Source organism: Leifsonia sp. 2TAF2 (assembly GCF_052115085.1).
Classification (GTDB): Bacteria; Actinomycetota; Actinomycetes; order Actinomycetales; family Microbacteriaceae; genus Leifsonia.
This window is the reverse complement of sequence record NZ_JBFRFY010000002.1, coordinates 507,682-525,046: the sequence shown is the minus strand read 5'-3', so window position 1 is coordinate 525,046 and position 17,365 is coordinate 507,682. Positions and strand designations below refer to the sequence as shown.

The window sequence follows — 17,365 nt, the reverse complement described above, 5'->3', positions numbered from 1 at the left end:
CAACCGCGCTTTACTTCCCCGTCGCAGGTACCCACTTTTTGGTAAGTTACTTACGTGGACACCAGTTTTGCGTCTCTGAACGGGTTCGGCTTCACCGACGGCGTCCTCCCGTCGGCATGCCCGACGCGGATCGTTCTCAATCACGTGACCAGCACCTGGGGCGTGCTGGTCCTCGTCGCGCTCTCCCAGAGCGATCTCCGCTGGGGCGAGCTGCGCCGGACGGTGCAGGGCATCAGCGAGAAAATGCTCGCCCAGACGCTCCGCACGCTCGAGGCGGACGGCTTCGTGCTCCGAACGGCACAGCCCACCATCCCTCCAAGGGTGGACTACAGCCTCACCGCACGCGGGCACGAACTGGCCGAGCACCTGTTGCCCCTGATGTCCTGGATCGCGACCAACGCGGACGACATCCTCGGCGACGAGGACGTCGTTGACCTTGCCAGTCCGGCGAAGTGATGTGACCTCGCCCGGCGCCGCGACCGGGTTACTCGCCGTTGCGGAGGTCGGCCGGAACGGTGGTGCTGTATTCGATGGTGTCGAACTCTGCCACGCAGGTGTCCCCCATCGGCGCCTGCGCCAGGAAGCCGACATTCACGGGTCCGTCGAACGGAACCCGGAAGACGCGGACGAAGTCCCAGGTCCGGCCGTCCGCCGACGAGTGGAACGCCCATCCGGAGCCCAGCTTCGCGAGGCGGAGGAAGACGTGGTCGGCCGTGACGATGGTGGAGTTGCAGTCATCCGAGTAGCCGTTGGTGACGACGGAGACGACCATCGCCTGCCCCTGCGGGGAGAACTCGAAGCAGAGCTTGGCCCAGTGGTCCTTGTCGCCCCAGACGGCCAGCACCGCGGCGTCGAAGGTGCTCCGTGGAGGATGCACGCGGACGCGCGCACTGAGAGTGAAGTCCTGCGTCGGTACGAAACCGAGTGAGGTGGCGGCGTGCTGCTGCGGGCCGCCGAGCGCGTCGTTCGTCCAGTCAGTGCCGGCGGCGGCAGTGAGGATGAGGCGGTCGGGCGTCGGCCACTCCGCAACGCCTTCTCCGTTGGTCCAGGTCAGGGGCGGGAGGTTCTCGATCACAGAAGGCATGTGCTCAGGCTAGGGGTGATCAGTGCGCGAGCCTCGGCGGCAGGCCTAGCCGGTGTGGGCCGTCCGGCCGGCGACGATCGTCTCCACCACGCGCGCCTCCAGCAGGGACGCGGGTCCGCTCTCGAACACGTCGGTGTCGAGAACCGCCACGTCAGCCGCGTAACCCGGCGCGATACGGCCGCGCCAAGCGCCGTCGCCGACGGAGGACGCCGCATCCCGAGTCGCGTGGGCGATCGCGCGCTCCAGCGGCAGCGCGTACTGCGGCTGCGCGGCCGGCACTGAGGGGACCAGCGCGGAGGCGCGGGTGGACGCCACGTACATGTTCGCGAGCGCCTCGTGCGGCGCGGTCGGCGAATCCGTCGAAAAGGCCAGCAGCGCGCCGGCGTCCTCATACTCCGGCCAGGGGAAGGCCCGATCGACCCGGGAGTCGCCCAGCATCGCCACCCAGTTCTCGAAGATGGCCGGGTCGGCGTGCACCGGCTGCATCGACGCAGTCACCCCCAGGCGCGCCATCCGCTCCGCGGTCCCCGGGGCTGCGTACTCCAGGTGCTCGATGCGGTGCCGGCGCGGCCGGTCGCCGTTCTGCTCGATCGCGTGCTCGATCGCATCCAGGGCGATCTCGCTGGCGTAGTCGCCGATGGCGTGCTGGGCGATCTGCAGCCCCGCCGCATCCGCCGCCGCCACGACCGGCGCCAGCCTCTCCAGCGGCCAGATCGGATCGGCGTTCGAGCCGTTCGAGTAGGGCTGCCGCATCGCCGCCGTGCACGCGTCGATCACCCCGTCGAGGATGAGCTTGATCCCGACCACCCGCAACCAGGGTGTGGATGGTTCGGCGGCCAGGCGAGCGGCCTCCGCGATCTGGGCGAGGTTGGCCGCATCGTCGCCGGTGCTCGTGATCAGCCAGTGGGCGGCCACGCGGATCGGCAGCTCGCCGCCGCGTCGATCCTGCGCTCGCTGCAGGGCGGCCAGCCCGAACTCGTCCATGGCCATGTCGACCGCGCCGGTGACACCGGTCGCAAGGTACGCGGCGAGCGCCCGCTCCACCTGGGCGTCGCGGTCGGCGTCGGTGGTCGCCGCATCCCGCTGCGCCCAGGCGTACTGGGTCGCGGCTGTCTCCAGCAGCAGGCCGGTCGGGTGCCCTTGCGCGTCGCGCACGATCTCGCCGCCGATCGGGTCGGGGGTGTCGCGCGTGATGCCGAGCTCGGCCAGCGCCGCCGAGTTGACCCAGCAGGAGTGGTAGTCGTTCGCATCCAGGTAGACGGGGATGTCGGAGATCACGTCATCGATCATCGCCGCGGTCGGCGCACCGCCGGGCACCGCGTCGAACAGCCAGCCGCGCCCACGCAGCACCGTCGCGGCGGGGTCGGCGACCCGCGCCTCCAGAAGCAGGTTCCGGATGTCGTCGAGCGTCCGCGCGCCGGTCAGGTACACCTGCCCCAGCGCCGCACCCATCATCAGCAGGTGGGTGTGGGCGTCCGTGAACCCGGGGAGTACCAGCCGGCCGTCCAGGTCGACGACCCGCTCGGCGGCGGGCGACTCTTCGCCGCCTTCCCGGCCCACCCAGACGATCCGATCGCCGGTGACGGCGAAGGCGGTCGCCCAGCGGTTCTCCGCGTCAGAGTCGGCCGTGAAGATCCGGCCGTTCCGGTACAGCGTGTCAGCGAGCCCGGTCACGACCGGCCCTCCTTTCCGAGCCGCGTGCGACTCAACAGCAGATAGGCGCCGGCGGCGACCGCCATCCCGATCGGCACGGAGAGGTCCACGTGCCCGAGCGCCACTCCGATCGGGCCGGTCCAGACGTCCGTCGACAGGCACAGCGCGGTCGCCACACCACCGAGCAGGAGCGCCACGATTCCCGGGATGCTCCAGCCGCCGGAGTACCAGAAGCGACCGCTCCGACCGGTGTCGAACAGGTCGACGCTGTCGTACACGTAGTGCCGCTGGAGCACATCCACGACGAAGATGGCCATCGCCGGGCCCGAAACGATGACGAGGAACTGCAGCATCAGGTTCGCCGCCTCGAGCAGGCTGGACGACAGCACCAGGTAGATCGTCAGCGCCGTGCCGACCAGGCCGACGATGATCGCGGCGGGGATGCGCTTCAACCGGAACCCGATCGCCTGCAGGGCCATGCTGGAGGTGTACGTCGTCATCGCATTGAGCGCGATCGTATTCACGACGACGCCGACGACGAGCACCGGGCCGAGCCATCCCGGCAGCAGGTCGAAGAGGGCGACGTCGATCCCCGCATCGAACGCGGACGCCTTCAGGCCGGTGGCGAGGAGGACGCCGACGGCGGTGAAGACGATGAACGGCAGCGCCCCGCCGAACCCGGTCGCGGCCGCGATGTGCGACGGCTTCGTCGACCGCGGCAGGTAGCGGGCGATGTCCGGGCTGTTGATGAACGACAGCGGCGTGGAGGCGAGGATGGTGAACCCGATCGTGATCGCCGACCACAGCGGCACCCCACCGAGCGGCTCGGGTGCGGTGTACGCCCAGTCCACGGTCGGGAGGATGAACGCCGAGACGAGAACGAAGATCGCGAACAGCACCACGGCCATCACCGGGTAGATGCGGAGGATGAGCCCGTGCCCGAAGATCGCGACCAGGACGGTCACGGCCGAGACCACGATCGTCACCCCGATCGGCACCCACACCGGGTCATCGAGCCCGACGCGCCGCAGCAGGTCCGCGCCCATGAACGAGGAGGCGAGCCAGGTGAGGGAGAGGAAGACCGCGCCGATGAACCAGCCGACGAAGGCGACGAAGAGCTTGTTGCCGACGATCCCGTACATCGCCCGGGTCACCACCGAGCCGGAGGTGCCGGCGGCCGGCCCGCTCGCCGCGATCAGCCCCGGGAAGACCCAGAGCAGCGACGCGGCGAGGATGACGGCGAACGCCTGCCAGATCTCCAGGCCCAGCAGGATGAGCGTCGCCCCGATCGTGAAGTTCAGGATGCTGACGCCGGGCGCAGCCCATACGAAGAAGAGGTCGCGGGCACGGCCGTGCCGCTCGGAGTCGCTGATGACCTCGATGCCGCGGGTCTCGGGCTGCGTCGAGGCGTCCACGAAGTGCTCGGGGCCGGTCCGCGTCTCAGACATGGGGTTCCTCTCCTGACCCAGCTCCATCGCTGTTGGTCATGCGGCCAATAGGCTGTTGGTCAGTCATTCAATAGCATGGGACCCATGGAGTCAAGCGCGCCCCCTCCCCGCTCCCGCAAGCAGCCGGAGGAACGCCGGGAGGAGATTCTCGCGGCGGCGGCCGTGATCGCGCTCGACGAGGGCCTCGAGCGGATCACGCTTCGCGCGGTCGCAACCCGGCTCGGCGTGCGTCCCGGGCTGATCTCGCACTATTTCCCCGCCGCAGAAGACCTGGTCGACGAGGCCTTCGTGCGCGCTGCGACGATCGAGCGCGAGCGCTTCTTCCCGCGCGAAGGCACCGGCCTCGAACGGCTGGCGCACTTCGTCCACCACATCGAGACCGGCGCCTCGCTCCCCCTCGCGCGGCTGTGGCTGAACGCGCGCCACCTCTCCCGCTTCACCCCGTCGCTGGATGTGACCCTGACCGCCCAGGATGCCCTCGACCGCGCCCGGCTCCGGGCGATCATCGAGGACGGCATCGCCGAAGGCGACTTCGCCCCGGTGGACCCGGAGGGCGCGAGCATCCGCATCCTCATGGCCGTCGACGGTGGCGGCTCCTACGTCAACAGCACCGACGACCTGAGCCACCCGGCCCACGTCCGTTTCGTCGCGGACGTCTCCGAGTGGACGCTCGGCCTGCCGCCCGGGACGCTGAGGGCGGTCGCGGGCAGGTAGCGTGGCGGATAGCCGGATCAGACCTCCGCGACGAGTGCTGAGGCCTTCTCCTGCCGACGTCGCAGCGCGGGGTCCACGAGGGCGGGAGGTGTCGCGGCGTAGCTGTCGTCGTTGAGCTCCGTTCCGGGCGGGACGATCGCGTCGATCCGGTCGAGCACCTCGTCCGACAGCACGACGTCGGCCGCCGTCAGCAGTCCGTCGAGCTGCTCCTGCGTGCGCGGGCCGATGATCGCGGACGTGACTGCTGGATGCGAGGTCACGAACGCGATCGCCAGCTGGGGCATGGTGAGCCCGGCATCCGCCGCGACCTGCTGGAGTTCCTCCACCGCACGCGTCCGACGCCGACCCGCTTCCGTCTCGGGGTCGTACAGCGCGCCGCGCGTCTGTGCGCGGTGGCCCGTGTCGGGCCGCGGTCGCCCGGATAGCCACCCGCCGTGCAGCGGGCTGTAGGTGAGCACGCCCATCTCGTACTGCTGCGCGACCGGGAAGACCGCCCGCTCCGGCACCCGGCCCAGGATGGAGTACATCGGCTGCTCGCTGAGGAACCGGTGCATCCCGCCAGCCTGGGCCACCCACTGAGCCTCGACGATCTTCTCGGCGGCGAACGTGGACGCGCCGACCGCGAGCACCTTCCCGGACCGGATGAGGTCGTCGAGCGCGGTCAGCGTCTCAGTGAGTTCGGTGTTCCCGTCTAAGCGGTGCAACTGGTACAGGTCGATACGGTCGGTGCCCAGCCTCCGGAGGCTGTCCTCGACCGCGCGGACGATCCAGCGGCGCGATGCACCACCCGAATTCGGGTCGGCGCCCATCGGGAGGCCGAACTTGGTCGCCAGGACCACCTCGTCGCGGCGGGCCGCGATAGCTCGCCCGACGATGATCTCCGACTCGCCCGCCGAGTACACGTCGGCCGTGTCGACGAAATTGATGCCCGCGTCGAGCGCGCTGTTGATGACGCGCGCCGCGTCGTCGTGGTCACTGTTGCCCATCGCCCCGAACATCATCGTGCCGAGCGCGAGCTCGCTCACCGACCATCCCGTCGAACCGAAAATCCTGCGTCTCATCGTTTCTCCATCCCTTCGTGCGGATGCTTCCATCGCATCACCGGGGAGGGCCGAGCCCTATACCGATCCTCCGGAGGTCGTGCACGATCCTGCCAACGTGCGTGCAGATGCGGGCGCCGTGATTGCGTGGACGCGCGTCATGGTGCTTGTCTCGCCGTATGGCACAACTGGCCGACCTGCGCGATCTGATCATCCGGCACGCCCGCGGCGGCATCCGCCGGAACATCGTGGACGGCATCAGCCTCGGCGTCGTGAGGGACGGGACACCCCCGGCCGCGACCATGTCCGAACCGTCCGTGACCCTGGTCGCGGGCGGTCGCAAGCGCACGGCGGTGGGCGACCTGGAGTTCGTCTACGGCGCCGGCGAGTACCTGGTCGTCTCCATCGACCTTCCGGTGACGGGCCGGGTCGAGCACGCGACCCGTGACGACCCGTTCGTCGTGTTCAGCCTGGCCCTCCGGCCGGCGGTCATCGCCGCACTGCTGCTGGACACGGTCGATGTCGCACGACCGCCCGCCTTCACCGGTCTCGCTGTGGGCACAGCCGCCCCCGGTCTGGTCGACGCGGCGTGCCGGATGCTGAACCTGCTGGACGACCCGGCCGACCGTGCCGCCCTCGGCCCGGCCACCGAACGCGAGATCGTCTGGCGCCTGCTCACCGGGCCGCAAGGCGGCATCGTGCGGCAGATCGGTCTTGCCGACGGGAGCATCGCGCACATTTCACGGGCGATCGGCTGGATGCGCGAACACGTCGCCGATCCGGTCGCAGTGGCCGACCTGGCTCGGATCAGCGGGATGAGCGTGTCCACCTTCCACCGTCATTTCCGCGCAGCGACCTCGATGACTCCCCTGCAGTGGCAGAAGGCGTTGCGGCTGCGCGAAGCCCGAGGCCGGCTGCTCACGGGAGCGGTCGGAGTGGCCGAGGCGGGATACGCCGTCGGCTACGGCAGCCCGTCGCAGTTCAGCCGGGAGTACCGCCGCGCCTTCGGGCGTCCACCAGGGCAGGATGTACGCGAGCTACGGAACGACGACGCCCAGTCCCCTGTCCAGCACGCGGACGCCTGGATACCCTGAGCCCGAGCATCGAGGACCCGGGCGTCACACCAGGAGCGCCCCGCCGTCCACCGGGATGGACGCGCCCGTCATGAACGACTGGGTCATCGAGTACAAGAACGCGTGTGCGACGTCCTGGACCTCCCCGACCCGGCCGACCGGGAGGATGTCGGCCTGCTGCTGGTACATCGCCTCCTGGTCCTCCGTGCTCATCCCGCCCCAGAGGGGGCTGCGGACGATGCCGGGCTCGACCACGTTCACGCGGATCGGCGCCAGCTCGACGGCGAGGGCCCCGGCGAGGCTCGTGGTCGCACCGCACAGGCTGGACGCGACCGCCCAGCCGGCGCCGGGACGGGTGCGCGCCGAACCCGAGGTGAGGGTGATCGATCCGCCCGGGCGGATGTGCCGTGCCGCCGCGCTCGCGGCGTTCAGCGCGCCGAAGTACCGCACCTGGAAAAAGGTGCGCGCTTCGTCGATGTCGAGTCCTTCCAGCGGCAGGAGCCCGAGCGGCTCCCCGGCTGTGTAGACGAGGTGGTCGAACGCGCCGACCTCGGCGAAGAACGACTGCACGGCGGCGGAATCGAGGACGTCGAGGGTGCGGCCGGTGGCGCCGGCAGAGAGCTCGCCGAGCGCCGCGTCGATACTCGACTGCCGGCTGGAGGCGATCGCCACCTCCGCTCCTGCGTCGACCGCGGCGTGGGCTGTCGCCAAGCCGATTCCGGAGGTGCCACCGATGATGACGACGCGCTTGCCAGTGAGAGACATGGGGTTCCTTTCGTTGAGCCGCATCGAGCATCCCTCCGACGCATCGCGGCCGTCCAAGACCTCTTTCGTTCGGAATGACACCCAACGGGTATCAACGACCGTGCGATGCTTGTGGCGTGAACACCGACCTCGACCTCCGGAAGCTGCGGTACTTCGTCGCCGTCGCCGACGAGCTCAACTTCGGGCGCGCTGCCGAGGCGCTGATGATCGCGCAGCCGGTCCTCTCCCGGCAGATCCGGGCGTTCGAGGCGGAGCTCGGCGTGCAGCTGTTCGTGCGCGACACCCGCGGCACGGAGCTCACCGAGCCCGGTCGGCTGCTCTACCAGGAGGCGAAGTCGCTGCTGGCGTCAGCCTCGGCGGTGCGGCGCAGGGTGGCCATCGCCGCGCGAGGCGAGACCGAATTCACCGTCGGCTTCATGCCGGGCCTGATGGTCACCTCGGCTGTACGGGCCTTCCAGCGCACCCACCCGGATGTGACGATCCAGGTCATGCGCACCAGCTGGGACGACCAGGTCCGCGTGCTCCACGACGGCCGCGCGGACGTCAGTTACCTGCGGCGACCCTTCGACGGCGCGGGACTGGCGACCGAGCTGCTGTTCTCCGAACCGCGCGTGGTCGTGCTCCCGGCGGATCACGAGCTGGCAACCGCGTCGAGTGTGCTGATGGCCGACCTTGCGGGAGAACACCTGCTTCAGGATCCGGCCGCCGTGCCGGAGTGGGAGGCCATCGCGATCGAGATGCGGCGCCGGCCCGGCCGGGTTCGTCCACCCGGCCGGACTGTTGAGGAGAAACTCGAGCTGGTCGCGGTGGGCAACGGCATCGCGATCCTCCCGCTGTCGACCGCGCACTTCTACCGGCGGGACGACGTCGCCGTCGTTTCGGTGTCGGATCTGCCCCCGACCGACGTTCTCCTCGGATGGGATGGCGGCAGACGGTCCGCCCTCATCGACGCGTTCGTGGCCATCGCCCGCGACCCGAAGTAAGCCGGCCGAGTCAGGCCTCTGCGACGAGCGCCACCCCCTGCGCTCCCAAGCGGAGGCCCGACGCCGAGGCTCCGGTGAGGACGTCCGTGCCGGGCACGTCGATCGTCACGGCATCCTCGGAGTGGTTGATGGCCACCAGGATGCGGCCGCGGCGGACGAACTCGACTCCCGCGACGACCGGCAGCCGGTCGACGCGCGCTGAGGCGAGCACGCCCTCCAGCAGCGCGCCGAGGGGTCCGTCATCGAGCTGGGTGGCCACGTACCATGCGGTCCCGTCGCCCCGAGCGTGCCGGGTGACGGCGGCATGGCCGTCCAGTGCTCCGCCGTCGAAGACCGCCGCGACGCTGGCCGTCTCGACCCGGACGTACTCCGACCAGAGCGAGGCGGAGGCTTCGCCACCGACGGCCTCGCCGCGGACCCGGACAGCGGGAGGCTCGCCTCCGCCGAGTGCGGCCAGGTCCGGGGCCGCCGGCGGGGCGAACTCCTCCACCCAGACGCCCAGCGTCTGCTGGAGCGTGCCGAGGTAGCCGCCGGTGCGCACGTGCAGGTTCTTGTCGAGGATCCCGGTCAGGTAGCCGACGATGAGCGTGCCGCCCTGGCTCGCGTACGCATCCAGCGCATCCAGCTGTTCATCGCTTGCGACGAAGAGCGAGGGGACGACCACGACGCGGTAGCCCGCGAGGTCGCCGGTCGGTTGGACGAAGTCGACGGTCACGCCTGCTGCCGCGAGCCCCCGGTACCAGGCGAACACGCCCGCGAGGTACTGGATGGCCGTCGGGGAGGCCTTCTGCTCGATCGCCCACCACGAATCCCAGTCGAAAACGATCGCGACCTGCGCGGGCACCGGCTGACCGAGGAGACCGTCCTCGCCGGACAGCTCCCTCAGTTCGGTGCCGAGCTGCTCGACCTCGCGGAAGATCCGGGTGTCCGTACCGCCATGCGGCACCATCCCCGCGTGGAACTTCTCCGCCCCGGCGACGGCCTGCCGCCACTGGAAGAACAGGATGCCGTCGGCGCCCCGCCCGATGCTCTGGTACGACCACGCCCGCATCTGCCCGGGCGTCTTGGCCGCGTTGCGTTCGCGCCAGTTCACCGCACCGGGAGACTGCTCCATCAGCAGCCACGGCTTTCCCCCGCCGAGGGAGCGCATCAGGTCGCGCTGCATGGCGGCGTACGTCGGCGACAGCGGGTCGGCCGGATCCGGGTAGGAGTCGTCCGAGACGATGTCGACCTCCTGGGCCCACGCCCAGTAGTCGGCCGGCTTGAAGAAGCCCATGAAATTCGTCGTGATCGGGACCGTCGACCGCGACCGGATGATGTCGGCTTCGGCCCGGTAGCACGCGCGCAACTCGTCCGAGCTGAAGCGATCGAAATCGAGCAGCTGGGTCGGGTTCTGGAAGGTCGGAGCGGCACGCGGCGGGAAGACCTCGTCGAATCCGTCGTAGTGCTGCGACCAGAAGGCGGTCCCCCACGCGTCGTTCAACGCCTCGACCGTGCCGTACTTGGCCTCCAGCCAGGTGCGGAACGCTGCGGCCGAGACGTCGCAGTAGCAGTGGCTGACGTGGCATCCGTACTCGTTGTTGACGTGCCAGAGCTCAAGAGCCGGATGGTCGGCGTAGCGCTCGACGATCGCCGACACGAGACGCGCGGCGTACCGCCGGTAGACCGGCGAGCTCGGGCAGTACGCCTGCCGGCTGCCTGGCCAGAGCGTGACGCCCTGCGCCGTGACGGGGAGCATCTCGGGATGCTTCACCGCGAGCCAGGGCGGCGGCGAGGCCGTCGCCGTGGCGAGGTCCACCCGGACGCCGCCGGCGTGGAGCAGGTCGATCACCTCATCCAGCCAGGCGAAGTCGAACTCCCCGTCTCGCGGTTCGATGCGGGCCCAGGAGAAGATGCCCACCGAGACCAGGTTCACTCCGGCGCGGTTCATCAGCTCCACGTCCTCGCGCCAGACCTCCGCCGGCCACTGCTCGGGGTTGTAGTCGCCGCCGTAGTGGAATCCGCTCATTCTTTGACACTCCCGCTCGCTAGTCCGGTCGTCCAGTATCGCTGCAGGAACAGGAACGCGATGACCAGGGGGATGATGGACACGAGCGAACCCGTGATGACGACGGAGAACAGGGCCTGAGATCCGCCGCCGGCCGCGCTGGTGGCCTGCTGCTGGGCGAGGCCCACCGTGAGCGGGTACAGGTCGGAACTGTTCAGCATGATCAGCGGCAGGAAGTAGTTGTTCCACGTCCCGACGAGGGCGAACAGGAAGACGGTGACGATGCCGGGCCCGAGCAGCCGGAGACCGACCTGCCAGAAGATGCGGAACTCGCCGGCCCCATCCACTCGACCCGCCTCGATCATCGAATCCGGGATGGCGTCGGCCGCGTACACGCGCATCAGGAAGACGCCGAACGGGCTCACCAGCGACGGCACGATGACGGCCGCCGGCGTGTTCGTGATCCCGAGCTGGCTGAACATCAGGTACGTCGGGAGCGCCAGCGCCGTGAGCGGGATCATGATCGCGCCCAGCACCACGCTGAACATCAGGATCGCTCCGGGGAAGCGGTACTTCGCGAAGGCGTAACCGGCCATGGTGGCGAGCAGGGATGCGCCGATCGCGCTCACCAGGGCGTACACCAGCGTGTTGATCGCCCAGTGCACGTAGATGCCGTTCTGCGCCGTGAACACGGCGCCGATGTTCGTGAAGAGGTCGAACGTGCGGCCGAAGGCGAACCCGAACGTGCTGAACAGATCGGCGTTGCTCTTGGTCGACGCGATGAACAGCCAGACGATCGGCAGCACGAAGTAGAGCGCGCAGATCCACAGCATCACGGTGAGCAGAGTGCTCCGCTGCTTCTCCCGGTTGTAGGCGCGGGCCTGCCCGCGCGCACGGCGCCCGCGCGGCGTCGCCGCGGTGCCCGGCACCACCGGCTGGTCTGTCGCTGTCTCAGTCATTGCGGATCTCCCTGCGCTGGGCCGAAAGCTGCACCACGTAGGACACGATCGCGATCAGGATCCCGAGCAGGAACGCGATGGCGGCCGCGTAGTTGACGTCCTGGTTGGTGAAGGCGAGGTTGTACGCGTAGTAGTTGGGCGTGTAGCCGTTGTCGATGACGTTCGGCGCGAGCGCGTGCAGCAGGCTCGGCTCGTTGAACAGCTGGAACGTGCCGATGATCGAGAAGATCACCGTCAGGATGATCGCCGGCCGGATGCCCGGGATCTTGATGCTCCACGCCACCCGCCACTGGCTGGCCCCGTCGATCTCGGCCGCCTCGAACAGCTCGGTCGGGATCGAACGCAGAGCCGCGTACATGATGATCATGTTGTAGCCGACGAAGGCCCAGGTGACGATGTTCATCATCGAGCCGAGCATGTTCTGCGCGCTCAAGAGGTCGGGAGCGCCGAGGCCGATGCCGCGGAAGGCCTGGGCGATCGGGCCGAAGTCGTTTCCGTAGAGGTATCCCCACATCAGCGTGGCGACGACCCCGGGTACGGCGAACGGCAGGAAGATCAGCAGCCGCAGGGCGATCGATCCGCGCACCCGGCCGCTGTCGAGGGCGAGCGCGAAGAACAGCGAGAGCGCCAGCATGATCGGCACCTGGATGATCAGGAAGAGGCCCATCCGCCCGATGCCCGCCAGGAAGTCCGGGTCGGTGAACGCACGGATGTAGTTGGCGAACCAGGCGAACGTCTGGCCGCCGACGAGCTGGGTGGTGAACAGGCTCAGGTAGCCGGAGTAGAGCAGCGGCAGGAGCAGCATCACGACGAAGACGATCATGAACGGCGCGACGAACAGGTACGCCGCGAGGTTCAGCCGGCGCTGGTTGGCGCTCCGCCTGGGTCGTTGTCGCTCGGTGCGCTCTCGCGTTCGCACCCCGGCGGGTGCGACGGACTGGGTCATGATGAACTCCCTTGTTCGAACCTGTCGCGCTGCGGCCGGCGGCGGGACCCGATCCCGCCGCCGGCGCAGGTGTCACTTGTTGACGGAGAAGCCCTGCTGGGTCCCGTAGCTGACGAGGGCCTTCTGCCAGGCGTCGAGGCCTGCGGACAGGTCGCCCTTTGCGGCGAGCGCTTTACCCATCGTCTCGGTGTAGCTGGAGTAGGCGTAGTCCATGTAGGGCAGCCACTCGAACTTGGTGTCGACGGTGGTCGAGATCTTCGCGAACAGCTCGTTCACCTTCTGGCCTCCGTAGAACGGCGCCTGCTGATCGACGAAAGCCGGATCCTTCAAGGTCGAGTTCAACGTCGGGAACAGGAACTGCTTGTTCGCGAACATCAGCGTCGACTGCGGGTCGTTGTTGATGAACTTGGCCAGCTCGTACGCGGCGATCGGGTTCTTCGTGGTCTTCAGGACCGCGTCGGAGGATCCGCCCCAGTTGCCCGAGGCCGGCTTGGTTCCCGGCGTCTGCGGGAGTTCGGCTGCGCGCCACAGACCCGAGGTCTTGGCGGCCGTCCCCTGCAGGAAGACGGGCGCCCACGCGGCCGTCAGCCATCCGGCGTACTTGCCGTTCGCCAGACCCTGGTACCAGCTGTCGGTGAAGTCGGGGTCGGTGGAGACGTATCCCTTCTGGATGAGGTCCTGCCAGTACGCCGCGACCTTCTTCGCCTCGGCGCTGTTCACATCCACGGTGACGCCCTTCTTGCCGTCGTAGCCGAACGGCTTGACGCCGGCCTGCCAGAGGAGCCCGAGCATCTGGCCCGCCTGGCTGGACGCCAGGTTCGACATGAAGACACCGGTCTTCGACTTGACCGTCGCGGCGTCGGTCGCGTACTGGTCCCAGGTGGTGGGTGGCTCGGTGACGCCGGCCTTCTCCAGGATGTCCTTGCGGTACAGGTTCCCCATCGGGCCGGAGTCCTGCGGGACCGCGTAGACGCCGTCGTTCTGCTTGACCTGGTTCCACACCCAGGGCACGTACTGGTTCGCCAGGTCCCCGGCACCGTACGGCTTCAGGTTCAGGAGGCTGTCGGTGACGGTGAAGGACGAGATGTACTGGAACTCGACCTGGGCGACATCCGGAGCGCCCTTGCCTGCCTTCAGCGCCGTGCGGAGCTTCTGGTAGTGCGGTGCGCCCTGGCCGACGTTCTCGACGTTGACCTTGATCGCGGGGTACTTCTTCTCGAAGAGGGCGACCTCGTTCTTGATGTCCGGGACCCAGGTCCAGAACGTCAGCGTCGTCGGCGTCTTCATCGCCTTGTCGATGTCGGACTGCGAGACCGGCTTGGTGTCGCCGCTCGTCCCTCCACCGCCTCCGGTGCAACCGGTCAGCACCAGGGCCACGGCCAGCAGACCGGTCCCCAGCGCCATCGCTGCTCTCGGTGCTTTCTTCCTCATGAGCGTTCTCTTTCTCTCGGTGTTCCGGTCACGCCTGTGAACCGGCGGCCTCGAACACGGCGACGTCGCGCGGTTCGAGGGTGAAGCGGGATCCGGCGGCGTACCGCTCGCCGGTCTCGACGTGGATGCTGTCGACGGGCACGTCGACCTGGTGCGGCCGTCCGGACCAGTTGTGGACGAAGGTGACGGTCTTCTCGCCCGAGCGCCCGGTGCTGACCGTGACCGGCGACTGGGCATCCCAGGTGGATGCTGCCGTCTCGGGCACGAGCCAGCGCGCGAGGCTGCGTGCGAGCTCCCGGTTCGGGACGGTGCCGACGTAGGTGATCCGCCCCGCGCCGATGGACGCCGTCGTGATCGCGGCGTCGGCGCCCAGTTCCGTCGGCTCGTAGGAGACGACCGTCTCGGCGCCGTCGAGGTTGAGCACGTCGACCCAGGCGGTGGCCTGCGAACCCGGCTCCAGCTCGATGGCCGTGCCGGCCGTGCCGGTCGCCGTGACGTCCAGCGGCTCGGCCAGGTTGCTGTACTCGTCGTACCAGACGCCGGCCGCGTCGTGCAGGCGGTCCGGCGCGACGCCGCGGCGGGCGCGGGCCAGCTCGTCGCCGTAGCCGGTGCGGATGCCGAGCACCAGGTGGCCGCCCGCTTCGGCGTACGCCCGCAGCGCATCCAGCACCGCATCGTCGGCGACATACTCGGCAGCTGCGACGAGCACCGGATACCGCTCGACCAGGTCGGTCGCGGAGTGCTGGACGAACTGTCGTGTGTGCTGCACGCGTACCTGCGCGCCGGTCTCGCTGAACCCGCGGTAGAAGGCGTCGGCGATGCGGCCGTACGACTCCGGGTCGGGGCCGCCGTCGTCCGTCGCGAGAGGCGGATAGAACTCGAACGACCACTTGGTGTCGGTGGAGTGCAGCATGAGCACGTCCGCATCCGGCTCGAACCCGTCGAGGGCGCCGCCGATGCGCTTCAGGCTCGCGCCGAGCTCGGCGACCTCACGATAGATGCGGCCAGGCACCTGGCTGTGCGGCAGCACGCCGCCCCAGTAGGTCTCCACCCCGAAGTGCAGCGTGTGCCAGTGCCAGTACTCGACCATCCGGGCACCGCGGCTCACCAGCGCGAACGCCGCCTGCTTGATCTGCCCGGGATACGGGGGCTGGTTCTGCCAGGGCCCGCCGATCGACTGCGCATTCGTCTCGGTCACGAGGAAGCGCTCCTGCGCCGAGGAGAACGCCCGGTCGGCCCACTGGAACAGGGCCCACGGCCCGGTGTGCCACCACTGCGCCCGCCGCGGAAGGTCGACGTCGGCGGAGAGGCCGTCCTGCATCAGGTAGTACGGGTTGCCCGCGGTGATGTCGAGGGAGGCCACGAGCTCGTCGTCGGAGATCTGCGGCCGGGAGTACGAGATGCAGGTGGTGACGAACTGGTCATCTCTGGCGTACTCGCGGACGATCGCGGCCTGCCAGGCGATCAGGTCGGTGGCCTGCTCGCCCTGGAACCGGCGCCATTCGAGCTGGTACTGCGGCATCCGGTTGCCCCCGGGGCGCCAGAGCTCCGACCACTCGGCGATGCGGTGCGACCAGTAGACCAGACCCCACTCGTCGTTCAGCCGTTCGACGGTGCCGTAGCGTTCGCGCAGCCAGCCGACGAATGCCTGGAACGTGCTCTCGTTGTGCGGCAGGTTGTTGCCCGGCTCGTTGTCGACCTGGTAGCCGATGACGGCGGGATGGTCGGCGTAGCGGGCGACCACCTTCCGGATGATCCGCTCCGCGTACCAGCGGTACACGGGCACGGACTGGTCCATCTCCTGCCGCGCTCCCCATCCCATCGCGTGCCCGTCGCCGTCGACCGCCGCGATCTCCGGGTGGAGCGTCTGCAGCCACGGCGGGATGGCGTACGTGGGGGTGCCCAGGATGACGGCGATGCCCCGCGCGTGCGCGCCGTCGAGCACCGGCTGGAGCCAGTCGAGGTCGAACTCCCCGTTGCGCGGTTCCCACGTCGACCACACCGACTCGCCGACGCGGATCACGGTGAACCCGGCTTCGACCATCAGGTCGAGGTCGCGATCGAGCGTGCCCGCCTCCTGGTACTCGGCGTAGTAGGCGGCTCCGAAGAGCACGCCGGGGAACGGGGGGTTCTGGGTCATCGTCGACCTTTCGCATCGTCACGCTGTTATCGACAACATTTGCGTGGTGATTCTGGAATGTTGTCGACAACATTAGGTGGGTGCGATGCTACACAGACCGTCGCCCGGCGCACAAGCACCGAGACCGGATGGTTACCTTTCCGGTGCACGGACGGCCGTCGTCGACCCCCTGTGCACGAGTTCGGGGAGGCGGTAGCCGGGCACGTCAGCGACGTCCTCCCCCTCGATCTTCGCGATCAGCACGTTCATCAGATACGCGCCCTCGCCCTCGAAATCGAGCCGGATGGTGGTGAGCGACGGGAGGTGGAACCGCGACTCCGGTGCGTCGTCCATCCCGATCACGCTGACATCCTCCGGCACGCGCACACCGCGCTCCGCGAGCCCGAAGATCAGCCCGATGGCCATGCTGTCGTTGGCGAGCGCGACCGCGGTGACCCCGTCCGGCAGGTCGTGCGCCGCCCGATAGCCGGCCTCCGCCGACCAGTCGCCGTCGTGCTCCCAGACCACCTCGAGACCGCGCTCGGAGGCCACGTCCAGGAAACCCGTCCGCCGCTCGCCCGCTGCGATCCACACCTCTGGCCCGTTCACGAAGGCGACCCGGCGGTGACCGAGGTCGGCCAGATGGCCGGCGGCGAGCCTGCCGGGATGCGCACGCGGATTGGCGCCGAACGACGCCAGCCCCTCCCCCGAGTCGACGGAGATCGGAACGTCGATGTTGCGGTTCGCGACCGCGACGCGGACCGCGTTCGTCTGGGCGGTCGCGAAGACGCCGGCGATCTGGTGCTCCATGACGACGTCGAGCGCCGCATCCACCGAGTCCACGTCCTCGCCGTCCATCGACGCGATGTCGAGGACGTACCCGCGGCTGCGCGCCGCCGTCGTGGCGCCGGCGATGATGCGGCCGGGGCCGGACAGTTCCATGCGGTGCGCCAGGATGCCGATGCGGTTCGACTGCCGCGACCGCAGCCAGCGGGCTGCCCCGTTCGGCCGGTAGTTCAACTCGTCGATCGCGGCCTGGACCTTCGCCCGCGTCGTCGGGCGGATGCCCTCGAAACCGTTGAGGAAGCGGGTGACCGTCTGGTGCGAGACTCCCGCCTGACGTGCCACATCGTAGATGGTGGCGCGCTTCATGAACTGTAGTG

15 protein-coding genes are annotated in these 17,365 nt (G+C 69.1%); 4 read left to right on the top strand and 11 right to left on the bottom strand.

Annotated elements, in window-relative coordinates; all coding sequences use genetic code 11:
- Nucleotides 1–54 precede the first annotated feature (54 nt).
- Nucleotides 55–456: a winged helix-turn-helix transcriptional regulator gene (locus AB4Z18_RS14750; protein ID WP_441783487.1), complete on the top strand. Its 402-nt coding sequence runs from the start codon at nucleotides 55–57 to the stop codon at nucleotides 454–456.
- Between the two features lie 28 nt (nucleotides 457–484).
- Here the strand turns inward: AB4Z18_RS14750 and AB4Z18_RS14745 are convergent, their stop codons facing one another.
- From AB4Z18_RS14745 to AB4Z18_RS14735, 3 genes are read right to left on the bottom strand one after another with little or no spacing between them, the layout of a single operon-like run.
- Complete coding sequence (locus tag AB4Z18_RS14745; protein ID WP_441783486.1) at nucleotides 485–1,084, bottom strand: DUF1349 domain-containing protein; 600 nt, start codon at nucleotides 1,082–1,084, stop codon at nucleotides 485–487.
- Nucleotides 1,085–1,129: 45 nt separating this feature from the next.
- Nucleotides 1,130–2,758, bottom strand: a complete 1,629-nt coding sequence (locus AB4Z18_RS14740; protein ID WP_441783485.1) for an amidohydrolase — start codon at nucleotides 2,756–2,758, stop codon at nucleotides 1,130–1,132.
- Entirely contained in the window at nucleotides 2,755–4,185 is a 1,431-nt protein-coding gene (locus AB4Z18_RS14735) for a purine-cytosine permease family protein (protein WP_441783484.1), read from the bottom strand. Before AB4Z18_RS14735 ends, AB4Z18_RS14740 begins: the two co-directional genes overlap by 4 nt.
- Before the next feature lie 84 nt (nucleotides 4,186–4,269).
- On the opposite strand from AB4Z18_RS14735, the gene AB4Z18_RS14730 reads away from it, so the two are divergent.
- Nucleotides 4,270–4,899: a TetR family transcriptional regulator gene (locus AB4Z18_RS14730; RefSeq protein ID WP_441783483.1), complete on the top strand. Its 630-nt coding sequence runs from the start codon at nucleotides 4,270–4,272 to the stop codon at nucleotides 4,897–4,899.
- Nucleotides 4,900–4,916: 17 nt separating this feature from the next.
- On the opposite strand, the gene AB4Z18_RS14725 is transcribed toward AB4Z18_RS14730, so the two are convergent.
- Nucleotides 4,917–5,960: an aldo/keto reductase gene (locus AB4Z18_RS14725; RefSeq protein ID WP_441783482.1), complete on the bottom strand. Its 1,044-nt coding sequence runs from the start codon at nucleotides 5,958–5,960 to the stop codon at nucleotides 4,917–4,919.
- Between the two features lie 158 nt (nucleotides 5,961–6,118).
- Between AB4Z18_RS14725 and AB4Z18_RS14720 the strand changes: the two genes are divergently transcribed.
- On the top strand, nucleotides 6,119–7,033 hold the full coding sequence (locus tag AB4Z18_RS14720) for an AraC family transcriptional regulator N-terminal domain-containing protein (RefSeq protein ID WP_441783481.1): 915 nt from the start codon (nucleotides 6,119–6,121) through the stop codon (nucleotides 7,031–7,033).
- A gap of 24 nt (nucleotides 7,034–7,057) precedes the next feature.
- Here AB4Z18_RS14720 and AB4Z18_RS14715 read toward each other — a convergent pair whose 3' ends face one another.
- The gene (locus AB4Z18_RS14715; protein ID WP_441783480.1) at nucleotides 7,058–7,777 is read right to left on the bottom strand and encodes an SDR family oxidoreductase; all 720 of its coding nucleotides are present in this window, start codon (nucleotides 7,775–7,777) and stop codon (nucleotides 7,058–7,060) included.
- A 116-nt stretch (nucleotides 7,778–7,893) separates the two neighbouring features.
- Between AB4Z18_RS14715 and AB4Z18_RS14710 the strand changes: the two genes are divergently transcribed.
- Nucleotides 7,894–8,760: a LysR family transcriptional regulator gene (locus tag AB4Z18_RS14710; RefSeq protein WP_441783479.1), complete on the top strand. Its 867-nt coding sequence runs from the start codon at nucleotides 7,894–7,896 to the stop codon at nucleotides 8,758–8,760.
- A 10-nt stretch (nucleotides 8,761–8,770) separates the two neighbouring features.
- Here AB4Z18_RS14710 and AB4Z18_RS14705 read toward each other — a convergent pair whose 3' ends face one another.
- The 6 genes from AB4Z18_RS14705 to AB4Z18_RS14680 all read right to left on the bottom strand — a co-directional run bounded on the left by AB4Z18_RS14705 (nucleotide 8,771) and on the right by AB4Z18_RS14680 (nucleotide 17,354).
- Complete coding sequence (locus AB4Z18_RS14705) at nucleotides 8,771–10,768, bottom strand: beta-galactosidase (protein WP_441783478.1); 1,998 nt, start codon at nucleotides 10,766–10,768, stop codon at nucleotides 8,771–8,773.
- Nucleotides 10,765–11,706: a carbohydrate ABC transporter permease gene (locus tag AB4Z18_RS14700; protein WP_441783477.1), complete on the bottom strand. Its 942-nt coding sequence runs from the start codon at nucleotides 11,704–11,706 to the stop codon at nucleotides 10,765–10,767. Before AB4Z18_RS14700 ends, AB4Z18_RS14705 begins: the two co-directional genes overlap by 4 nt.
- The gene (locus AB4Z18_RS14695) at nucleotides 11,699–12,652 is read right to left on the bottom strand and encodes a carbohydrate ABC transporter permease (RefSeq protein WP_441783476.1); all 954 of its coding nucleotides are present in this window, start codon (nucleotides 12,650–12,652) and stop codon (nucleotides 11,699–11,701) included. Before AB4Z18_RS14695 ends, AB4Z18_RS14700 begins: the two co-directional genes overlap by 8 nt.
- A gap of 72 nt (nucleotides 12,653–12,724) precedes the next feature.
- Nucleotides 12,725–14,083, bottom strand: a complete 1,359-nt coding sequence (locus AB4Z18_RS14690) for an ABC transporter substrate-binding protein (RefSeq protein ID WP_441783475.1) — start codon at nucleotides 14,081–14,083, stop codon at nucleotides 12,725–12,727.
- A gap of 28 nt (nucleotides 14,084–14,111) precedes the next feature.
- Nucleotides 14,112–16,223, bottom strand: a complete 2,112-nt coding sequence (locus AB4Z18_RS14685) for a beta-galactosidase (protein ID WP_441783474.1) — start codon at nucleotides 16,221–16,223, stop codon at nucleotides 14,112–14,114.
- Between the two features lie 132 nt (nucleotides 16,224–16,355).
- Nucleotides 16,356–17,354 (bottom strand): LacI family DNA-binding transcriptional regulator, encoded by a 999-nt coding sequence (locus AB4Z18_RS14680; protein WP_441783473.1) that lies wholly within the window; start codon nucleotides 17,352–17,354, stop codon nucleotides 16,356–16,358.
- Nucleotides 17,355–17,365: the final 11 nt, after the last annotated feature.